The sequence below is a fragment of the Schleiferia thermophila genome, assembly GCF_003337435.1.
In the GTDB taxonomy this organism is placed as follows: Bacteria; Bacteroidota; Bacteroidia; order Flavobacteriales; family Schleiferiaceae; genus Schleiferia; species Schleiferia thermophila.
The window spans coordinates 258,650-280,531 of the sequence record NZ_QPJS01000001.1; the positions used below are offsets into that span (position 1 = coordinate 258,650).

General features: G+C 42.1%; 16 protein-coding genes. 12 read left to right on the forward strand and 4 right to left on the reverse strand.

Features of this window, described 5'->3' with window-relative positions:
- Positions 1–66: 66 nt before the first annotated feature.
- The 3 genes from DES35_RS01175 to DES35_RS01185 form a co-directional block, all read right to left on the reverse strand.
- On the reverse strand, positions 67–552 hold the full coding sequence (locus DES35_RS01175; protein WP_037357822.1) for a cytidine deaminase: 486 nt from the start codon (positions 550–552) through the stop codon (positions 67–69).
- A gap of 81 nt (positions 553–633) precedes the next feature.
- Positions 634–2,595 (reverse strand): T9SS type A sorting domain-containing protein, encoded by a 1,962-nt coding sequence (locus tag DES35_RS01180; protein WP_084180124.1) that lies wholly within the window; start codon positions 2,593–2,595, stop codon positions 634–636.
- Positions 2,596–2,633: 38 nt separating this feature from the next.
- A complete protein-coding gene (locus DES35_RS01185; RefSeq protein ID WP_114365569.1) occupies positions 2,634–3,308 on the reverse strand; it encodes an alpha/beta hydrolase in 675 nt (224 codons plus the stop codon).
- Between the two features lie 121 nt (positions 3,309–3,429).
- Between DES35_RS01185 and DES35_RS01190 the strand changes: the two genes are divergently transcribed.
- The 7 genes from DES35_RS01190 to DES35_RS01220 all read left to right on the forward strand — a co-directional run bounded on the left by DES35_RS01190 (position 3,430) and on the right by DES35_RS01220 (position 11,709).
- Entirely contained in the window at positions 3,430–5,613 is a 2,184-nt protein-coding gene (locus tag DES35_RS01190) for a choice-of-anchor L domain-containing protein (RefSeq protein WP_114365570.1), read from the forward strand.
- A gap of 3 nt (positions 5,614–5,616) precedes the next feature.
- Positions 5,617–7,407: a choice-of-anchor L domain-containing protein gene (locus DES35_RS01195; protein ID WP_114365571.1), complete on the forward strand. Its 1,791-nt coding sequence runs from the start codon at positions 5,617–5,619 to the stop codon at positions 7,405–7,407.
- A gap of 58 nt (positions 7,408–7,465) precedes the next feature.
- Positions 7,466–7,927: an NUDIX hydrolase gene (locus DES35_RS01200; RefSeq protein ID WP_051889243.1), complete on the forward strand. Its 462-nt coding sequence runs from the start codon at positions 7,466–7,468 to the stop codon at positions 7,925–7,927.
- A 79-nt stretch (positions 7,928–8,006) separates the two neighbouring features.
- The gene (hutH, locus tag DES35_RS01205) at positions 8,007–9,536 is read left to right on the forward strand and encodes a histidine ammonia-lyase (protein WP_114365572.1); all 1,530 of its coding nucleotides are present in this window, start codon (positions 8,007–8,009) and stop codon (positions 9,534–9,536) included.
- Positions 9,529–10,293 carry a Rossmann-like and DUF2520 domain-containing protein gene (locus DES35_RS01210; protein WP_037357830.1) on the forward strand — a complete coding sequence of 255 codons (765 nt, stop codon included), beginning with the start codon at positions 9,529–9,531 and terminating at the stop codon, positions 10,291–10,293. Before hutH ends, DES35_RS01210 begins: the two co-directional genes overlap by 8 nt.
- Positions 10,277–10,801 (forward strand): KdsC family phosphatase, encoded by a 525-nt coding sequence (locus DES35_RS01215; RefSeq protein ID WP_037357833.1) that lies wholly within the window; start codon positions 10,277–10,279, stop codon positions 10,799–10,801. Before DES35_RS01210 ends, DES35_RS01215 begins: the two co-directional genes overlap by 17 nt.
- On the forward strand, positions 10,798–11,709 hold the full coding sequence (locus tag DES35_RS01220) for a geranylgeranylglycerol-phosphate geranylgeranyltransferase (RefSeq protein WP_160171965.1): 912 nt from the start codon (positions 10,798–10,800) through the stop codon (positions 11,707–11,709). Before DES35_RS01215 ends, DES35_RS01220 begins: the two co-directional genes overlap by 4 nt.
- A 665-nt stretch (positions 11,710–12,374) precedes the next feature.
- Here the strand turns inward: DES35_RS01220 and DES35_RS01235 are convergent.
- A complete protein-coding gene (locus tag DES35_RS01235) occupies positions 12,375–13,901 on the reverse strand; it encodes an SLC13 family permease (protein ID WP_051889245.1) in 1,527 nt (508 codons plus the stop codon).
- 204 nt (positions 13,902–14,105) lie between these two features.
- Between DES35_RS01235 and accD the strand changes: the two genes are divergently transcribed.
- The 5 genes from accD to DES35_RS01265 all read left to right on the forward strand — a co-directional run bounded on the left by accD (position 14,106) and on the right by DES35_RS01265 (position 21,803).
- A complete protein-coding gene (gene accD / locus DES35_RS01240) occupies positions 14,106–14,948 on the forward strand; it encodes an acetyl-CoA carboxylase, carboxyltransferase subunit beta (protein WP_037357844.1) in 843 nt (280 codons plus the stop codon).
- A 72-nt stretch (positions 14,949–15,020) separates the two neighbouring features.
- Positions 15,021–15,290, forward strand: coding sequence for a 30S ribosomal protein S15 (gene rpsO / locus DES35_RS01245; protein ID WP_037358114.1), 270 nt, complete (start codon positions 15,021–15,023; stop codon positions 15,288–15,290).
- A gap of 85 nt (positions 15,291–15,375) precedes the next feature.
- Entirely contained in the window at positions 15,376–17,505 is a 2,130-nt protein-coding gene (locus tag DES35_RS01250) for a polyribonucleotide nucleotidyltransferase (protein WP_371851077.1), read from the forward strand.
- A gap of 76 nt (positions 17,506–17,581) precedes the next feature.
- A complete protein-coding gene (locus DES35_RS01255; protein ID WP_037357847.1) occupies positions 17,582–18,448 on the forward strand; it encodes a sigma-70 family RNA polymerase sigma factor in 867 nt (288 codons plus the stop codon).
- Positions 18,449–18,713: 265 nt separating this feature from the next.
- Complete coding sequence (locus tag DES35_RS01265; RefSeq protein WP_114365574.1) at positions 18,714–21,803, forward strand: DUF4961 domain-containing protein; 3,090 nt, start codon at positions 18,714–18,716, stop codon at positions 21,801–21,803.
- The last annotated feature ends 79 nt before the right edge of the window (positions 21,804–21,882 follow it).

Below are 21,882 nucleotides of genomic sequence, written 5' to 3' on the forward strand. Positions count from 1 at the left end.
TAGTACTACCTGTCATATTACTATGTGCCTAAGGACACAAAGATGGAGTCAGCTGTTGTGAGAAATTTAAATAAAGTATTTAAAGGACCGGTTTGTAAAGGCAAATGGCAAAAAGGTATAGATATCGGGAGCTATCAACACCTTTCCACTTCCATTGACTAGGACTATCTCGATGGGAGTGGATTGCATCGCTCTATATTCGGCAAACACCTGAAGGCAAGCTCCGCAAGGTGGTACTAGGTTTTCACCTTTGATTTGAGGCACTGCTACAGCAGCCTTTACCAAGTATCGGTCTCTTTTGTCAAAACCAAATTTAAAAAGAGCCACCCGTTCGGCACAAAGTCCGCTGGGATAGGCTGCATTTTCCTGATTAGCGCCTGCCACTATTTCGCCGTCGCTTAGCAGCAAAGCCGCCCCTACATGGAATGACGAGTATGGGGCATGGGCATTTTGGGAAGCATTTTTTGCATGAATTATTAATTCTTTAGTTCGCTCATCCAGTTTGCTTTGGATAGTTTCCTTGTATGATAGTACTAACTTTACTTCACTCATATAGTATAGTAGCAGGGTTACAAAGAAATAAAAAGCCGCCCGATTTCGGGCGGCTATTAGAGAAAGCGAAAGAATCGTGACTCACCTTACTATCATACGTTGAGTGGCTATACCGCTGTTTCCTCTTACATTAATGAGGTATACACCGGAGGCCAGATCAGCTGTATTCACCTGTGTACGTTGAATTCCTTCACCTACAAATCCCAATGAAGAGCTTTGGATAATTTTACCTGTGATATCGGTAATCTCCAGTTGATAATATCCTGCTTCACTGTTTTCGAATATCACCTGAACAGGCCCTCTGTTAGATGGATTTGGGAAAATTCTCAGATTGCTGAGGCTGTTGAAGAATTCATTTGTTGAAGTTGCAGTCCAGGTATATTCGAAGTTAAAGTATTTATAGGTAACAGGCAGCAAGTCGTTGGCAATGTCTCCGTTTTGATACTCTTGTACCACTACAGGTACTCGTAGTTTTGGAATTGCTGCAGAAGTAGAGTCAATCAGGAAGTGGCTTAAACAGTGCTGATGACCTGCACCCTTATAGTTTAAATCTTGATCCATAAAATTCTTTATTGGATAAAGGGTAATGTTGTTTCCCTGAACTCTGAATCCTCTTGCTTTAACATCGGGAAATACGTTTCCCCCGCTAGGACTTCCCCAGAGATCAAAATCAGTATCACCCCATGTCATCACAATATACTCACCGTTTTCAGACCTTGATAGTTGAATCCTGTTGTCCTCGGCCAAATTGGCTCCAGAGCCATACAATCCTCTGAAAAATGAGATGGTATCCATAAAAATGGCAGACCAGGTACTGCCTCCATTTGGTGAATAGATATCAACAGCAAAGTTAAACGCGGAGTAAATGCTGAAAGGAGATCCCGAACCACCTGAACTTGTCAGCGTAGAAACTGCAGCTGGATTGATGTTTACGCCAAAATGAGGGTTATTGTTGGCATCTACCACCACATCAATGTTAAAAGCTGTGGATATGTGGTTGATCGTCCATCCATTGGCGGTTCCGTAGGCTTGCATAGAACCAAGAACACTACCTGTGAGACCATGAGAATACTGAAGTGTTTGAAGATTAATGGGGAATGGACCTGTCCAGGTTTGTCCTCCATTAGTGGTTTTCATGTAAAGTGGATGAAACGCTTGAACAGGAGAAAAATTCGTATCACCGGAATATCCGATAATTCCGATGTATCCTACCTGTCCATCGGGTCCAAATGCGATTTTAGCATCTGCTATTTGCTTTGTGCCATTGGAATCCATTCCCATGGGGCAGTGCAGATATTGGTTGGTCCAGGTGAAAGACTTTGATGTATTGTTCCATGTGCCTACCGTCAGTACCAAGGTATCGTCGTATGCAGTTCCAATTCTTTTTTCTGCAATTCCGAATACCTTTTGTTGTGGGTTGTTTACATAAAAGTCATTAGGTACCTGCACTGCAAATGAAGCATCAGGCGTAAAGGAGCTGAATCTCGTGGTGTTTAAATTGGCATTGTCAGATGCGCGTGAACTTCCGACCACTATACCACCCCAGTTAGAGTTAGAATTGTCCAAGACGGGAGCAAAGAAAACTACGTATACACTGTCGGGATTAGAATTTCCGGCAGGGTTGAATAATCCTCCTTGTGGATATCTCGCCACTTCTGTAGATGGCGTAGGGTTCCAAAGAGGGCCTTGATTGATGTTCCAGGACAAACCTTTGTTGGTAGAAAATCCATATCTCAGCGAACCTGTAGAGACATCATTCGTTATGGAAGGCGTTGATCGATATACCATTCCGGCAACATTTAACGAGGGATGTACCCATAGGTACGTTTTTGCATCAAACATAATCCCATATGCATTGCCTCCGTTACCTATGGTAATGCCTAAATTGGCCACTTTAGATGCGGTTTGACTGTAGGGAGCCCAGGCGCCGGCATCATTGATTCCTTTAACCGGTGGATACGCTATGTCCTCACTGATAAAATTTTGCCCGGAAGCTATGATTCCTGAAGCAAATAGTGAAACGAGTAGTGATTTTTTCATCATTACTAAAATTTTTTGTGTTAGTACAAAATTAAAAAAAATTAAAAATTGGATAACTGTTTGGTAACAAATTTTTTTATTTCTTCAAAAGCTTGAATATCAATGGAATGCCCTGCTCTATATCCATAGAAGCGATGATTGATAAAGTTTTTTTCAAGAAATTCAGCGCTTTTCTTAGCCCAGTCATAGGGTATTACAGGGTCTTCCGTACCATGGGTAATTAAGATATTGAGGTGTTGAAGACGGCTGTATTCCATTTGTTCGGGGAGGATTTGACGGTTCAGATATCCACTCATAGCCACCAATGCTGAAACAGATTCTGGATAAGTTAAGGCCACAGAATAGCCAAGAATAGCTCCTTGACTGAAACCCATAATGAGCACGTTAGCTGTCTCTATATTGAGATCGTGGTCTTTTAAAATGGAATTGATAAACTTGTGAATTAATTCTCTAGAGGCTAAAGCTTCTTCCAGATTTTGCCCGGTTACCTTTCCATCAGCTGAAAAGTCAATTGTATACCAACAAAATCCCCCCCAGGGCAGGCTAAACGGTGCTCGCAGGCTGTATATATGAGCATCATCAGGAAGACTGTCAACCATAGAGTACAAGTCCATTTCATGGCTGCCGTAGCCATGCAACAGTAGTATAAACTTATTGGATTGTAAGTGATTTGCCTTTTTGCACTGATAAATCAGTCCCGTATTTCTGTCTTTCATAATGTGTAAGTCGTGGTAATTTTAAATTTATAGTAGTTGACTCAACAAAGTTGGATTTTATTAAAGATAATTGATTCTTAAATTCAAATAAAATTAATTTTACAACACAATTTCTAGGATTATGAAAACCTTTATAAAGGTCCTCTTTGGAATGTTGATATGCATTTTTACATCAGCTCAGCTGGTGGTAAATAATACAGGTCAATACCAAAACGGCCTTTGGTTGGTGAAAAACATCTTCGTACAGGATTCAATGATTGTCTTTTGGTTTGGTCCTCAACCTCAATGGCCAAATACAAATCAAATTGGAGCGTTTAATGGCGTTAATACAAACATCGGCATTGACACAGGTATTCTCATGGTGACTGCTCCAGCTACGGATGCCTTGGTAGGAGGTAATGCCGTTGGGCCTGGAGGACCGATGACCGATGCTCAACTTCAGGCATTACAACAGCAAATGGGTATTACAGGTGGTCTGTTCAGTATTGCTCGTATTGAATTTGATTTTATCAGTTACGCTGACTCCCTGGAATTTGAATACGTATTCGCATCAAAAGAATATCAAAGCTATACCTGTACAAGCTTTAATGATGTATTTGGTTTTTTTCTGACGGGCCCGGGAATAAATGGTGCACCAGCTAATCAAATTACCACGCAAAACATAGCTCTGATTCCGGGCACCAACATCCCTGTGGCAATCAATACACTGAATGGTGGAGCTCCTACAGGAGGTGGAAGTGCTGCTATCTGTCTGGCTGCTAATCCAAATTTTGTGGCGCATAGCATTTATTTTAACAACAATCCTTCAGGTACGTCTTATAATGGAGCTACTAAAGTTTTGAAGGCTGTAGCTTCCGTTCAATGTGGTAACTACTATCGAATTAAGCTCGCTATTGCTAATGTGTCTGATAATGCCCTCAATTCGGCTGTATTTCTTCGGGCGAATAGCTTCAAAATACCCAAGCTGGAAATGTATCATGTTGGCAACTCTCCAGGTTCCCAAATAGTTGGAGATACCATATCAGAAAGCTGTGGGGCATTTCCAATTGTATTAAAACGGACTTTTAATACTCAGATACCTTTGACCTTAAAATTTAATCTGGGAGGAACAGCTGTACCCGGTACAGATTACGTGGCATTTCCTGATTCTTTTGTAATTCCAGCCGGTAAAGTGTACGATACATTATGGATTACACCTATTAACAATAAGATTTCTCAACCGCCTAGATTGTTGTCATTTAATTTGGTAAGTTCATGGAGTCCATGCTATCAATATCCTCTTGATACGGTAAGAATCTGGATCAGAGATCCAAAACCCTTCAACGCTGGAATACTCAATAAAACAGGAATTGATACCGTGTACTGTCCGGGAGATCCTGTTACACTGGAGGTTATGAAAACGGGAGGCGAAGGGGGTACTTTTGGCTGGTGGCACGATGGTGACACCAGCAGCACTCGAACCTTTACCATCACAGGTGATACTACTTTGTACTTTTATGTTACAGACTCATGTTATTCGGATACCCTTATCCTCTTTAAAGAGTTGTATGTTGATAAGTCCAATGAAATTACTATTGAAACGTTTGACTATGGAATATGTCGAGGCGAAAAAATACAAATTGAAGCCAATTTCAATGGTGACAAGCCTCCTTTTACTTACAACTGGCAAGGTGGATTTCCGCAAGATACCCGAATGACTGTACAACCAGCTGACACTTCGGTGTATTATTTTGTGGTTACAGATGCTTGTGGTAATGTGATGATAGATTCATCTGTGGTGTATGTATATCCTGAGCCGGAAGCATCTTTCAGAGCTGAGCAAATAAGCTTTGTGGAGCTTGCCGTACAGATGTTTAACAACTCAAAAAATGCTACTGCCTATCAATGGGATTTTGGAGATGGAAATTCATCTATTCTCACAAATCCAAAACATATTTATTCAGCACCTGGAACTTATACAATAACTTTGGTCGCATCCAACGAATATGGTTGCCAGGATACTTTAATCCGATCCATCAATGTACGGCGTGACTTTCTCATATATATACCCAACAGCTTCACTCCTAATGGGGACGGAATAAATGATGTTTTCAAAATACACGCTGAAGGTATTGAAGGATATCACCTACAGATTTTTAATCGTTGGGGTCAAATGGTATTTGAATCCTTTGATGTGAACAATTCATGGGATGGATCCTTTCAGAATCAAGAGGCTCCACAGGGCTTATATTTGTACAAGATAACACTGACTTTGAAAAATGATGTAAAAGAGTATAGATCAGGAAATATCTATCTAATACGATAAATTATGAAAAGATTTATTACTATATTAACACTTATCATAAGTGCTCTCCTTGGGAGGATACAAGGTCAAATATCGGTAAGTCAGCAAGCACCCATGTATTCACCGGTAGCTAATCTGATTCAAAATATTTTGATTGGGACAGGTGTTACAGTATCCAATATAAATGCAGTTGGAGTGTCTGGAGTTGGTTTTTTCAATGGGGTAAATTCAAACATTGGTCTTGATAGTGGAGTCGTGATGTCAACAGGTGGCATTCAGCACGTAGTACCTCCAGGCACTGTCGCAGCACCTGTAGGGAATGCCGGAGGTAGCGATCCAGACCTACAGGCGTTGCTTGTATCTATGGGCTTACCGGCTGCTTCCATTAACAACCTGATCAGAATTACCTTTGACTTTGTACCCATGGGGGATTCCATCAAGTTTCGGTACGTGTTTGCCTCAAGGGAATATCCTGGATTCACTTGTTCGGTATTTAACGATGTCTTTGGATTTTTTCTCAGTGGACCAGGCATATCAGGCCCCTTCTCAAATAACTCAACCAATCTTGCACTTATTCCAGGAACCAACATCCCTGTTGCCATCAATACCGTAAACAGTGGTGTGCCCAGTGGGGGGAATCCCGGACCCTGTCTGGCTGCAAATCCAAATTTTGTGGCTCATTCCATTTACTTCGTTAACAATTCTTCGATGACCACAGTAGCCATGCCAGGCTTTACTGTGCCCCTTACGGCTGAAGCAAAGGTACAGTGTGCTCAAACCTACACAATTAAAATGGCTATCGCAGATGCATCTGACGGAGCCTTGAATTCGGCTGTTTTCCTAGAAGCCGGAAGTTTCAAAGGTATTGAACCAGAATTGCAAATAGCCAACCCATTCCCCAATGCACCTAACGACAGCACTTTGATTGAAGGCTGCAACTATGGATTGCTCAATTTTGTAAGTCTGTTTCCAGCAGTGGACACCACAATGATTTATTACAATGTTGCCGGTACTGCTACTAACGGTGTTGATTACGATTCGCTGGACGGAATCATCCGTTTTGAGCCTGGAAATACGGCAAAAGGCCTAATTGTTTATCCATTTGCTGATTCGATTCACGAAGGGGTAGAGACCGTTATCATTACCACTGCTGACAGTGGTTGTTTTACTCCAGGGGTTATGCGTACCTTTTACATAGTTGATAATGATCCCATATATGTTAGTAAATTGCCCGATACATTGTTTTATTGTGACCTTCCATTTCAGTACGTACTCAATGCAGCTCCCGACAGCGGTGGAATTCCTCCTTATTTTATCGATTGGACCTATAGAAGCGTTACCTACTCTACAAACGATACGCTATGGGAATCGGAAACATGGGCTGAGCTTGACTCCGTCGAAGTTTTCATTTATGACAACTGTTTTGCCGGTCATACCTTCCGGAAGATGGTATATTTGGTCAAACCAGACACCTGCCCAGTAGACACGACAACGCCTCCGCCTCCACCTCCACCCCCTGGTCCTGAAGAAATTACCATCCCCAATGTATTTACACCCAATGGCGATGGAATAAACGATGTGTTTATTGTCATTAAACTTAATACACACCCTTCTGCAAGCATCCGAATATTTAACCGATGGGGAGAGATTGTCTTTCAATCAAACAATTACCAAAACTGTGACGAAGCTAATCCATCTGCCTGCTGGAACGGACGACGAAACAACACCGGCGAAGCCCTTGCTGACGGAGTTTACTTCTATGAGTTAATCGTTGGTCAGGAACGCTATAATGGTACCATTACATTGACGAGATAATCCGTACAACAAATATCAAAGTTCGGAGGGACTACCCTCCCTCCGGCTATTTTTATAAATGAAAAAAAAATTGAGTATTCGGGTCTATGCAATTTTTCAAACAGAAGATGGAAAAATTCCCGTTTTACGAGAGAAGTATCAAGGCCTTGAACTGTTAAAATTCCCGGGTGGCGGTATGGTCTGGGGTGAAGGGGTCATAGACACTCTTAAACGCGAATTGTACGAAGAGTTAGGAATGCGTCATTTTTCCTATGAATTGTTCTTCATTTATGAAAAACCCATCATCTCCATATTCAATCCGGAAGTGTCGGTTGTGACTATATATTACATCGTGACTTCAAAAGAGAATCTTTCCATCAGAAAACAAACTCCAGTTAAAAAAGACAATGCTCTTTTAGAGATACTTTATTTACCACTTGAAGAATCGTCGTGCAACCTGCTTACTTTTGAAAACGACAGGCTGGCCTTGAAAACCTTTCTCCAGAGGCAACAAACACAAATGAGAAACACAGAATGCTAAAATTGCCTGTAAACCTATAAAAGTCAGTCCTAACCAAAGCTTTTCGTACTAGTACATTTGTCTTCACAAACTTTTGTAAATGCATCTGGAAATACGTGAAGTTCATTGGATTGATTTTAAACAACTCTATGAGTTTTATTTTCACAAAAACGTTCAGATATCTCTGGCCCCGGAAGTATGGCATCGGATAGAAACTACCAGAGAACAGTTTGAACAGGTGATGTTTAAAATTCAATCTCCAGTTTATGGAGTAAATACCGGTTTTGGTTCCCTTTGTAACGTAAAGATCAGCGAGGACCAATTAGCCGATTTGCAGCGCAACATTGTAGTATCGCATGCATGCGGCACAGGCCCTTATGCCGGAGATGAAATTGTCAGGTATATGTTGTATTTAAAAATCATTTCTCTGGCCAAAGGGTACAGCGCAGTGACTTCAGCGACCATTCGGGGGTTGATGACACTTTTAAATCACAATGTTTTGCCTTATGTCCCTAAGTATGGATCTCTGGGCGCTAGTGGTGATCTGGCCCCTCTTGCCCATCTTTCGTTACCACTGCTATTGGCCGGAGAAGTATATGAAAATACCGCAAAAAAAAGAGCTTCAGAATGTGAACTTCTAAAAAGTGCAGGCTTTCCTATTGCCCTTAAGTCCAAAGAAGGATTAGCCCTGCTCAATGGCACACAATACATGTCAGCTGGTTTGACAGTCGCTTTGGTAAGAGCATTTAGAATTTTTCATCTTTCTGCTTTAATTTCCGCAATATCCCTGGAAGCTTTTCTGGCCAGGAGGGAACCCTTTGATGCACTGATTCACGAAGTCAGACCATTTAGAGGTCAGCAAAAAGTAGCTCAATTCGTTCAAAGTTTACTCAACGATAGCGAATTTAAGTACCAGGAGAGAAGTTGGGTTCAGGATCCTTACTCCTTCAGATGCATTCCACAGGTACTGGGTGCGACCCTCGATACGTTGAATTATGCGCTAAATCTTCTTCTTACTGAGGTAAATTCCGTGACCGACAATCCTCTGTTCTTTTGCAACGAAGAAGTAATACTGTCCGGAGGCAATTTTCACGGACAACCTCTGGCCTATGCTGCCGATTTTGCAGCGATTGCCATCCACGAACTTGCCAATATTGCTGAACGTAGAATATTTATCTTACTTTCCGGACAAAGAGACCTTCCTCCCTTTTTGGTGATGAATCCCGGATTAAATAGTGGACTTATGATCATGCAATACAGTGCTGCTGCTCTTGTGAGTGCATCCAGACAGCTGTGTACACCAGCATCTGTTGACAGCATTGTATCTAGCAATGGCCAGGAGGATCATGTGAGCATGGGTGCCAATGCAGTTAATAAATTGCTGGAGGTAGTGGATTTAGTCGAGCGCGTAATCGCTATGGAATTGATTGCAGCTTCACAGGCTCTAGTGTTTAGAAAAGGAAAAATCAACCAACATCTCGAAGATTTCCTTTCCTTGTTCAGAGATGGAGTACCGCCTATTGAAAATGACCGCGAACTTTCAATTGATCTTCAACGTGCAGTAGATTTCATCAAAACATATCCTATTTCCTTTGAACACATTCAATATTGGATCAGCCAAAATGAATAATCACCTAATCATCGGCAGTGGGCATGCAGCGCGGTTTGTCATACAACTATTGAGAGAAGTCCTTCCTTTTGTGTCCATTTCGGTGGTTTCCAGAAATAAAAATCAGGCTCTTCGCAAATTAGCAGATTTGCAGGAAATCAACATATTAACAGATGAAGATGAGCTTCCTTTGGCAGACATGTTGTGGCTTGCCGTCCCTGATGAACGAATTGCAGATACGTTTCAGAAATACAAAATGCTGGCAACAAAAGGCGTATGCCACCTATCAGGTGCCACTTCACTAAAGGAAATCACAGATACAGATGCCTCTCCCATAGTTATCTGGCCGGTGGCCTCTTTGTCATTGCCTTACACCCTCTCAAAAATTTCATTGGTAATCGAGTGCTCAGATGATCACTTTTTTCTTCACACACTTCAGGAACAGAGACTTAATATTTTTAAAACAACTTATGAAAACCGAATCAAAATGCACATGTTAGCCGTAGCGGCCAATAATTTTGTACATCACTTACACACACTGATTGAAGAGGAACTCAAAAGTCAAAACCTCTCCAAAGATTTTCTTATGCCACTGATTGAGCAGACGTACTACAACATTCTGCATGACAACCTAAAAAATCTGCAAACAGGACCAGCGCGCAGAGCTGATGTAGCAACCATTCGTCAGCATGAAAGTATCATAAAAACACCTGCTCTGAAAAATCTGTATCAATCGATAACCAACAGCATCCTTAACTTCTATGCAATTGAATTATAAACAAATACTACCAGAAATAACCACCTTTATATTTGATATTGATGGTGTTTTAACCGATGGAAGAATCCATGTACTGCCCGACGGTCGAGCAGTTAGAAATATGACGACACACGACAGTTTTGTAATTCAGCTGGCGATAAAAAAAGGATTGAAAGTAGCTTTTATAAGTGGCGGATCCGGATTAGGAGTTTCAGAAATTTTGAGAAATCTCGGAGTAGTCGATTTGTATTTGAATGCCAGCGACAAAATGGAAGCATATTGCGATCTGAAAGCCTGTTACGGACTCTCTGATGCAGAAATTTGTTATATGGGTGATGATTTACCCGATTATAACATAATGACAAAGGTTCGTCTGGCCGCCTGTCCATCCAATGCTGCTCCTGAAATCAGAGCTGTTTCACATTACGTATCACCTAAAAATGGCGGTAATGGATGCGTAAGAGATATCCTGGAGCAAGCCCTAAGAGTGCGCCAATGGTGGAATGATTCTCAATGCCACACCTGGTGAAGAACCTGGCTCGTTTTTTAATGTTCGTACGCTGGCAAAATCTCGCTCTTGCAGCATTTATTCAGTTGTTTCTAAGGTACGGATTTGTCATCCCGTTTGGCATGACACCAGCTCTCAGTCATTTCCAATTTGCTTTGGGTATAATAGCTACTATTTTGCTCATGGCTGCCGGGTATATTGTCAATGATATTTTTGACTTAGAAGCCGATAAGATTAATAAGCCTGAACGAACTTTTATCAATAAATTTATTAGTGAAAAATACGCATGGAATTTATATTTTGTTTTCACCATTTTCGCATTAATTATTTCACTATATTTATCTCTTATCATCAATAGGATTAACTACTTTTCCATTCCGGTTTTGACTGCTCTTTTGCTCTATCTTTATGCAACTGATTTGAAGCGAAAAGCTCTAATTGGAAATTTTATTATTGCATTGTTAGCCGGATTAAGCATTATCACAGTCTTGCTTTTTGATATTATGCCAGTAATAACATCTCATAAACATTCATCAGCACTTAAATATTTTATTTTAATTGTGCATATTTTTATTGCTTTTTTTGCTTTTCTGACTACTTTAATCCGGGAACTTATCAAGACTCTTGAAGACTGCAAAGGAGATCATTCTGCCGGATATTCTACAGCGCCTATCCAGTTCGGAGAACAAATAACACTTCATATAGTTCGTATATTGATGGTTTTGCTTGCCTCAATCACTCTTTATGCCGCCTATATGGTCAAATCTGTCTATCTTTATATATACATTTCCTGTTTATTGATATTGCCATGGGCATATATTTTTTATTTGCTTTTTCAAAATTCATCAAATAAATATTCCAAATCGCAAAAGTGGATGAAAGTAACTATGTTATTTGGAATACTCTCCCTCTTTATCATCCAAATATAATTTATAATCTGACTGGATGAATACCATAAAGTGCAGAAATTGTCATCAATGGACTGATAACGATAAACCTCAATGTCTATACTGTGGTTATGAACATCACCATGAAATCAATAGAGAAAGGGAAATATTAAAAAAACCCCTTCGGACAGGCTTCCCTTTTATCAAAATCGGGAAGAGTGATGGATGGCCTATAAAAGCTGGGAAATACATTATTTTTTTCTTTCAATTGATTGTCTATGGAATAGTATCTATAATCATGTATATTGCTTCTTCAGTAGTACATTGACTGATGTCCGGAATTGTATCTTTATTGAAAAGTAATTTGCAAATTTATGGTAGATTTGAATTTCTTTTACTATTGATTTTTTTGTTCAATCAATTAATTGAAAAATTCGGTTTCTACATACCAATAATTCACTCATACCTCGATGATGTTTTAGCCATTCCAATAACTTTGTCTGTGACAAAATATATAATGTACTTTCTCCACAATCCAACCTACAGATCTCTTTATTCTTCTTTTCAGGTTGGCATTGTAGTTGTAATGTTTTCAGTGTACTTTGAGTGGTACTTGCCTTTAGTATACACTATTCATTACCGTGATTTTATCGATATAATCTGCTATGCTTTCGGAGGAGTTTTTTATTTGGAATATATCCAAAATACTAGAAAATTAAATTAAACAAAAAGCCACCAACTAAATAAACAAAAACAATACCCACGAAACCTATAAATACCCCAGTTTTGACAAATTCTTTACTTTGGATAAAGCCGGTGGAGTATGCTAGTGCATTGGGAGGTGTGCTCACCGGTAATGCCATGGCCAAAGATGCCGACATGGCTGCAAAAAATGCAATTTCTCGGGCAAGAAGCACATCAGCAAATCCGTCTGAATAGGCAGCTGAAATGCCGATTGGAATCACCAGATTAGCTGCTGCAGTATTTGAAATAACAGTTGAAAGCAAGAGTGTAAATAACATAATGGCCAAAAGCAGCACATGTATGTCCTTTGGCAGAAATCCAATCACCATTCTGTCGAGACCGGTATCTGTCATCCCTCTTCCGAGTGCTATACCACCGGCTATGAGAATTAATACATTCCATTCCAGTCCATTTATATCCGATTTTGTAATTAGCCCGGTGACCGAAAATACTACAGCTGGTATGAGAGCCACTACACTGGTGGGCAAACCGTGAAGTTTTTCAGTGATCCATAGCCCTACAGTTAGGATGAAAATAAACATTACAAATACCTTTTTTGGATCCAAATCTCCTGGGTTTAGTTCGACGAATATTTTTTTAATTTTTGGTGGATACATCCACTTTATAAAAAGCAGCATCGCACCAATCAATATAATGACTATAGGTACAGCAATCAACATCCATTCGACAAATCCAATCCCAATTCCCTTATTCTGTAAAAATCCAAGAGCAATTGCATTGGGTGGTGAGCCAATAGGGGTTCCCATACCCCCTATATTGGCTGAAAATGGAATGGCCAACAAAAGACCGATTTTAAATTTTTTTTCATCTTTAATCTGCGCCATGATGGGACCTATCAGTGTGATCATCATGGCTGTAGTAGCTGTATTGCTCATCCACATCGAAAACAGCGCCGTAAATCCACTTACTCCAAGCATAAGCATCGATGGACTTTTGCCAAAGTACTTCAGTACCCAGGTAGCTAGTGTCTGATCTACACCTCTTTTTACACAGGCATGAGCCAAAATGAATCCTCCTAAAAACAAATAAATTACTGGCTCTGAGAGTGGTTGGAAGTAATGCCTGAAATCTGGCTGAAGCTCAGGATTTTCAAAACCAAGCATCTGCCATTCACCGGGATTTGCTAGCAACAGTACCTGAAGTCCTATTATAAGTAATGAAGTGGCAAATAATGGAATGGCCTCGCTGACCCATAGCAGACAGGCAAACACAAAAATAAAAACCATCAACGATGCTTCCCGAGGCATACTGGTTGATTTTGCATAGTAATACACCCCCAGCGACACAATCAACAGGCTCAAAAAAATGCTCACAGCCCTTGAGTTCCATCGAGGATTCTGCCCGGCAATTTTTGTGTGGATTTTGATGAATTCCAGTACGTCCTCAAGCTTTCTTGTCGGATAAGTCCCCACGAAAATGGCGCCTTTTACCAGTCTGGAGAGGGTTTGATTGTTCTTTCTGTTTATCATGATTAGTGTGAATCATACACTTACAAAAGTGTCATCAAGTCGAATTCCTCAAATATGATAAAAACTATGTTTACCTACCGAACGTTTGAATAAAAGACTTTCTTTAGTTTTTGACCACGGCCATAACTGTCCGAACAACAATAAACAGTCCATCGGATTTTTTTATTTCTTTGCAGCCCAACACCAAATTTTAAATTTCAGCCAATGGCATGGTTCAAAAGAAATAAGGAAGGCATTACTACCAGCACCTCCGAAAAAAAGGAAACGCCCGAAGGGCTTTGGTACAAATGCCCAAGGTGCAAAGTAATCACCGCTGTAGAAGACCATCAGGCCAACCTTTGGGTCTGTACCAACTGCAACTATCACGAAAAAATCAATGCCAAAGAATATTTCCAGATTCTATTTGACAATGGCCAATACGTAGAGCTGGACCCCAACATGAAGTCCGTTGACCCACTCAACTTTGTCGATACCAAAAAATATACTGACCGCCTGTCAGAAGCCATAAAAAAGGTAAAAGTCAACGAAGCCGTAACCACCGGAGTTGGTAAATTAAACGGACGCGACATCGTTATAGCTGCTATGAATTTCAATTTTATCGGTGGCTCTATGGGAAGCGTAGTAGGCGAAAAAATAGCCAGAGCTATGAAATATGGCCTTAAACACAAAGTACCCGTTATGACCATATCAAAATCCGGAGGGGCACGGATGATGGAAGCAGCCTACAGCCTGATGCAGATGGCCAAAACAGCTGCCTGGATAGCCCGAATGAGAGAGGCCGGCGTTCCATATATATCATTTCTCACCGATCCTACTACCGGTGGTGTCACGGCATCATTTGCTATGCTTGGCGACATAAACATCGCAGAGCCTGGAGCTCTTATCGGATTTGCCGGTCCAAGAGTAGTCAAAGAAACCATAGGGAAAGACCTCCCCGAAGGCTTTCAAACCTCTGAATTCCTTTTGGAGCACGGATTTATTGACTTCATCGTAGAGCGAAAAAACATAAAACAAAAAGTTGATTTTTTTCTTCAATGTGTCATGTGATTTAACTTTGATTTTTCCCTGTTTGAAGTATCTTTGCCGGCCATAATTCAGGATTGTGTAAACACCTTATATATGTATCTCACCACAGAAATCAAAGAAAAAATATTTGCTCAGTATGGCGGAAATACCACCAACACCGGCTCACCCGAAAGTCAGATAGCACTCTTCACCTACAGAATCAATCATCTGACTGACCATCTCAGAAAGCACAAAAAAGACAAAAGCACCGAGAGAGCCCTGGTGATGCTCGTTGGTAAGAGAAGAAAATTGCTGAACTATCTAAAAAACAATGACATTGAGCGATACAGAAAAATCATCAGTGAGCTCAACATCAGAAAGTAATTTTCTCACATTCCAGCCCTACAAATCCATTGAAAAAGGACATCAACCATTGATGGCCTTTTTTCGTTTTTAAATCGCAAGAAAAATTATGATGCCAAGTCCTATCGTTCAGGAAATAAAAATGCCTGATGGCCAAGTGATAAGTATTGAAACCGGTAAGCTCGCACGGCAAGCACACGGAGCTGTGGTCGTCAAATCAGGGGCTACCATGCTGTTGGCCACCGTAGTATCCAACGAAGATCCCATCGAAGGCATTGATTTTATGCCACTTACAGTCGAGTATAGAGAAAAATTCTCTTCATCAGGTCGCGTACCAGGAGGTTTTATCAAACGGGAAGCTAAGCCAACTGACGAAGAAATCCTGGTAGCACGCCTTGTGGACAGAGCCCTCAGACCACTTTTCCCGGAAGACTATCACTCCGATACCCAAGTCATTATCAATCTTATATCCTACGATAAAAACGTAGCTGCCGATTCACTTGCAGGTTTAGCTGCCAGTGCAGCCATTGCTGTATCCAACATCCCCTTCAATGGTCCGGTCAGCGAAGTGCGTGTAGCCCGTATCAATGGTGAATTTAAAATAAATCCTACGCCTGCCGAAATTCCCTCAGCAGATATTGACCTGGTAGTTGCCGGCACCCTGACCAGCATCATCATGGTCGAAGGCGAAATGAAAGAAGTCTCTGAAAGCGAAATGCTCCAAGCCCTAAAAGCAGCCCATGAAGCCATTAAAATTCAGTGTCACGCACAGATAGAACTCGCCTCCAAAATCCCAGGAGCATTCCCAAAACGCCAATACAATCACGACGCTCAGGATCCCGACCTGCAGAAAAAAGTCGAAGAATCAACCTACCAAAAGGTTTACCAGGTAGCTAAAAGCTTTCTCCCCAAAAAAGAACGTTCCAAGAGTTTCAAACAAATTTTTAAAGAATTTATTGAAAGCCTTGGAGATGCCGCCGATGAAAAAACTGTAGAACTGGCAGAGCGCTATTTCGGACTCGTACAATACCATGCCGTCCGCAATATGATCCTCAATGAATCTGTAAGGCTCGATGGTCGGGGACTTTCAGATATCAGACCGATCTGGTGCGAGGTTGACTATCTGCCGGGAGCCCACGGCTCATCCATATTTACCAGAGGCGAAACCCAATCGCTCACCACCGTTACACTAGGCACAAAGCTCGATGAAAACCGCATCGATTCAGCTACCTATGTAGGTTCAGAAAGATTTTACTTGCACTACAACTTTCCCCCATTCTCCACCGGCGAAGCAAAACCCATACGAGGCGTCGGACGTCGGGAAATAGGCCACGGCAACCTAGCCCAACGTGCCCTTGAGCCTGTAATCCCGGAAGACACCCCTTATACCATCCGCATTGTCAGCGACATCCTCGAATCAAACGGGTCATCCTCCATGGCTACCGTCTGTGCCGGTACACTGGCCTTGATGGATGCAGGTATTCCCATCAAAGCACCCGTTTCAGGCATCGCCATGGGCCTCATCACTGACGAATCCACTGGCCAATGGGCAGTACTAAGCGATATACTCGGCGATGAAGACCATCTGGGCGATATGGACTTTAAAGTCACCGGTACCGCCAAAGGCCTGACAGCTTGTCAGATGGATATAAAAATTCAAGGCCTCTCCTTCGAAATTTTGGAAAAAGCCCTCGATCAGGCTCGGGACGGCCGTATGCACATTTTAAATGAAATGCTAAAAACAATCGACAAGCCGCGACCCGAACTCAAGCCACATGCCCCCAAAATCATCAGAATCAGCATCCCTAAAGACCTCATCGGCGCCGTCATTGGTCCGGGAGGCAAAATCATTCAAAACATTCAAAGCGAAACTGGCACAGTCATCGTAATAGAAGAAGTCAACGAAAAAGGTCTGGTCGAAATTTCCGGCACAGACCCCAAAGGCATGGAAGAAGCCAGACGCCGAATACTCGACATAGCTTTCGTACCTATAGTAGGTGAAGTATATACTGGCACTGTAAAATCCATACAAACTTACGGTGCCTTTATCGAAATCGGAAAAGGAACAGACGGGCTACTGCACGTATCCGAAATCGACCATAAGCGCATTGCCAACGTATCAGACGTCCTGAAAGAAGGCGATAAAGTAGAAGTAAAACTCATCGCCATCGACGAAAAAGGCAAGCTCCGACTGTCGAGAAAAGTACTATTGCCAAAGCCCGAAGTATCAGGCTAAAACCACAGAAGCCACCCGCATCTGCTACCCAAACAAATCCCTATCAAACCCCCTTTCTGACTAATAAAAGTTGACAATGAGGCAACTAAAAATTACAAAACAAGTAACCAACCGCGAAACCGCATCCCTGGATAAATACCTCCAGGAAATCGGCAAAGTAGAGCTCATCACTGCCGAACAGGAAGTAGAACTCGCTCAGCGCATCAAAGCCGGAGACCAAAAAGCCCTCGAACAACTCACCAAGGCAAACCTCCGCTTTGTGGTCTCCGTGGCAAAACAATACCAAAACCAAGGGCTAACCCTACCAGACCTAATCAACGAAGGCAACCTCGGCCTCATTAAAGCCGCACAACGCTTCGATGAAACACGCGGCTTTAAATTCATCTCCTACGCTGTCTGGTGGATCCGTCAATCCATCCTTCAGGCACTGGCCGAGCAAAGCCGCATTGTAAGGCTGCCACTCAACAAAATAGGCTCCATAAACAAAATCAACAAAGCTTACGCCCAGCTCGAACAAGAGCACGAACGCGCCCCATCCGCCGAAGAAATTGCCAACCTACTCGACATGTCCGAAGAAGACGTAAAAGAAAGCCTCAAAAACAGCGGCCGACACGTCTCCATGGACGCACCACTCGTAGAAGGCGAAGACTCAAACCTCTACGACGTACTCAGTTACGGCGAAAGTCCAAACCCCGAAGACGACCTCCTCCACGAATCACTACGCATCGAAATCGAGCGCGCACTTTCCACCCTCACCCCCCGCGAAGCCGACGTAATCCGGCTCTTCTTCGGCCTAAACGGACAGCATCCTCTCACCCTCGAGGAAATCGGCGATAAATTTGACCTTACCCGCGAGCGCGTTCGCCAAATCAAAGAGAAAGCCATCCGCCGGCTCAAACACACCTCCAGAAGCCGCATTCTCAAATCATACCTCGGAAGCTAAAACCCATACAAAATCCAACTCAGCCACCCCTTCAGGGGTGGTTTTTTTTTGGGGGCGTGTCCCCGCGCGCCGGCCATAAGGCCTTACCGCGCGGGGTCGGGCTGCTCCAGGGTCCGCTTCGCTCCCGTGCTGCGCACCGCCCTGCGGGCGCCTTCCGCATCCCTCACGCAAACAAACAGCAAGCAACATTGATAAATAAAACATCCTTACACATTGCCAAAAGGTGTATAAAATACACTAACTATCTTTGGAGAAATTTCCAACAATGAAAAATTTTTACCCCCTTATCATCAGCCTGTTACTTTTTCTGTGCACCAAGGCACAAATCCTCGTCGTAACACCAATCAACCCCACTACCGATGACTCAGTCACCATCATATACGATGCCACCAAAGGCAATGGTGCACTTGCCAATCATACAGGACCGGTTTTCGCCCATACAGGTCTTATTACCACCAATAGCACCAGCCCCAACAACTGGTATTACGTTCAAGGAAATTGGGGCACCTACGACACAGCCCGTCTTATGACGCCCTTGGGTAACAACCTTTATTCCATCAGCTATCACATCCGTACATTTTACAATGTCCCTCAAAATGAGCAGGTACTCCGACTGGCCTTCGTATTCCGAAATGTAAATGGAAGTTTAGTAGGCCGTGATGCTAACAATCAAGACATTTTTTACGACATCAATCTACTCACTCCACAGACCATTACCTCTTTTTCGATGACTTCAGGAGTCATGACCATTTTGTGCGATACAGGAGCATTACGGTTGACCCGAGTCAAGAGCAACGTTATTAAAATACAGTTTTCGCCCACCGGGCAGTTTTTACCACAAAATTCTATTGTGACTTCAGGTGACACACCTAAACCAGCCATTGGTCTTCAGACTCCACTCGGATTGATATTCGGAGGAGCGGATGTCGCAGTTCTTGTTAAAAGCAATCCTGTGAGAATAGCCTATATCTATAAAAATGACACATTGCTTCGCGATGAAAGAGGTTTGTGGCAACAATACACTCGTAAAGGCATTAGCTTTTCTCTTGATAGCACAGAACGATTATATGGAACAGGTTCCAGAGCCATCAAGACCAATAGACGCGGAGAAGAGCTCGATGTGTATAACACAGCAATATATGGCTATGGCCCGGGAGCTAAAACCCTGAATATTACTTTTCCATTTGTAGTCAGCTCCAAGGGCTATGGAATTCTGTTTGATAACTATGCTCCATCCAAAATAGATCTTGGAAAAAACAATCCTTCAGAAATGCGTTTTTCTTTCGAAGAAGGCGATCTTACGTATTATTTTATAGGAGGTAGTCAATACGACGAAGTTCTTAGAGGATATGCTCAAGTCACAGGTTTTCAGCCGCTTCCTCCACGTTGGTCTTTAGGTTACATTCAGTCACGCTATGGCTACCAGTCCGAAACTGAAGCACGACAAGTAGTTAATGCCCTTCGAAACCAAGGCTTCCCCCTTGACGCTTTGGTCCTTGACCTCTACTGGTTTGGATCACCCGCTACCATGGGCAATTTTAGCTGGGACTATTCCAAATTTCCCAATCCCATACAAATGATTAGCGATTTCAACACTGCCGGTGTAAAAACAATCCTGATTACTGAGCCTTATTTTACCCAGCAAAGCACCAAATTTCCAATCCTCTCACAAAATGGCTGGTTGGCAAAAAATACCCAGGGACAGCCCTTCATTATAAATGGTTTTTGGGCGGGTAATGCCGGACTTATTGATCTGACCAACGACTCGGCTCTGGACTATTTCTGGAGTCTTTACCCACCACGAATCAATGAAGGCGTGGGCGGCTGGTGGTGTGACCTTGGAGAACCTGAAAATCACCCAGCGACAATGATTCATCACCGAGGTACAGCTCGACAGATCCACAACAGCTATAGCATTTTATGGGCACGAAGAATCTTCGAAGGCTATCAGCAGCAGTATCCAGGTCAGAGGCTGTTCAATCTCATAAGATCAGGATTTGCCGGTATGCAGCGCTATTCCACCTTTCCATGGTCTGGCGATGTTCAGCGCTCATGGGGAGGCTTGAAAGTTCAGATTCCCAACATGCTTGGCATGAGTATGAGTGGTATTGGATACATGCATTCAGATTTAGGAGGATTTACAGGAGGTGGCCAGGATCCAGAATTGTACACACGCTGGTTTCAACTAGGTACTTTTAGCCCCATCATGAGGGCACATGGCGAAGGCGTTCCTCCCGAACCCTACAATTATCCCACATTCTACAAAAATATTTGTCTTGAATATGCCCGGTTAAGATATCGCTTCCTCCCTTACAATTACCATCTGGCATTTATCAATTCTACCACTGGTACACCTTTAGCCATACCAAGCGACTATTACAATCCTGGCAATCTCTTTCTGGCTGACAGGGATGAGCAATATTTATGGGGTAAAAACATATTGGTAGCACCAGTACTCGATGCCAATACCACATCAAAAACAGTGTATTTTCCTCCGGGGAAATGGGTTGATTTCCACACTAATTTGCAGTACACCGGTCTGACTCAAACCTCCATCTCAGCACCCATTGGAAAACTGCCCTTTTTCGTAAGGTCAGGGGCCATTCTAGCCATGGCTCCCGAACACATAAAAACAACAGCATTTTACACGTACGATACCCTTATACTTAGAAATTATAAAGATGATTTAGCGACCAGCGACACCCTCTCACTTTACACAGACAACGGCATTAGCCCGGGAGCTTTGGCCATGGGCAATTATGCATTTCTCAACTTCATTTCCGCACAGTTCGGTTCAGATTACCACATTACGTGTTCACTTTCATGGCCAGGATATTCAGGTATGCCAAATACAAGATTTTACCGTTTTGAATTGGTCCGTTATCAGCAAGCTCCTACTTCTGTTGAATGGAACAATCAACTGCTACAATCCTTCCCTTCACTCTCTCAATTGGTATCCAACAGTACTGGTTATTATTATGATCAAAACCAAAAAATCCTTTACGCTCAAGTATATTACAACAACGGGGTTTCAACACTCAAAATCCAACATGGAATTACGTCAAATCTCGAAAATAACCTCTCACCCTTAACAACTGTTCCATTTCCAAATCCCACATCAGGCGATTTGTTTCTTGAGGTCTTAGATTATGACCAACAGTCTGTTATTGAAATTTTCGATTTATTGGGCCGAAGGCTTTTTGCTGATAAAATTGTTAATCTTATAAATGTAAACAATCATGTTTACATAAATTTAAGAAACCTAAGTATGAGTACTCAAAGTCAAGTACTTATAATAAGAATTAACCATAAAGGAATTACCAAAACGCACAAATTGGTGTTTAAAACCATGTAAAACAATCCTTTTACCTACATTTTTTTAGCAAAAAATAAAATTATCTTTCACGGTTTAAAAACATAATTATATTTGCTCT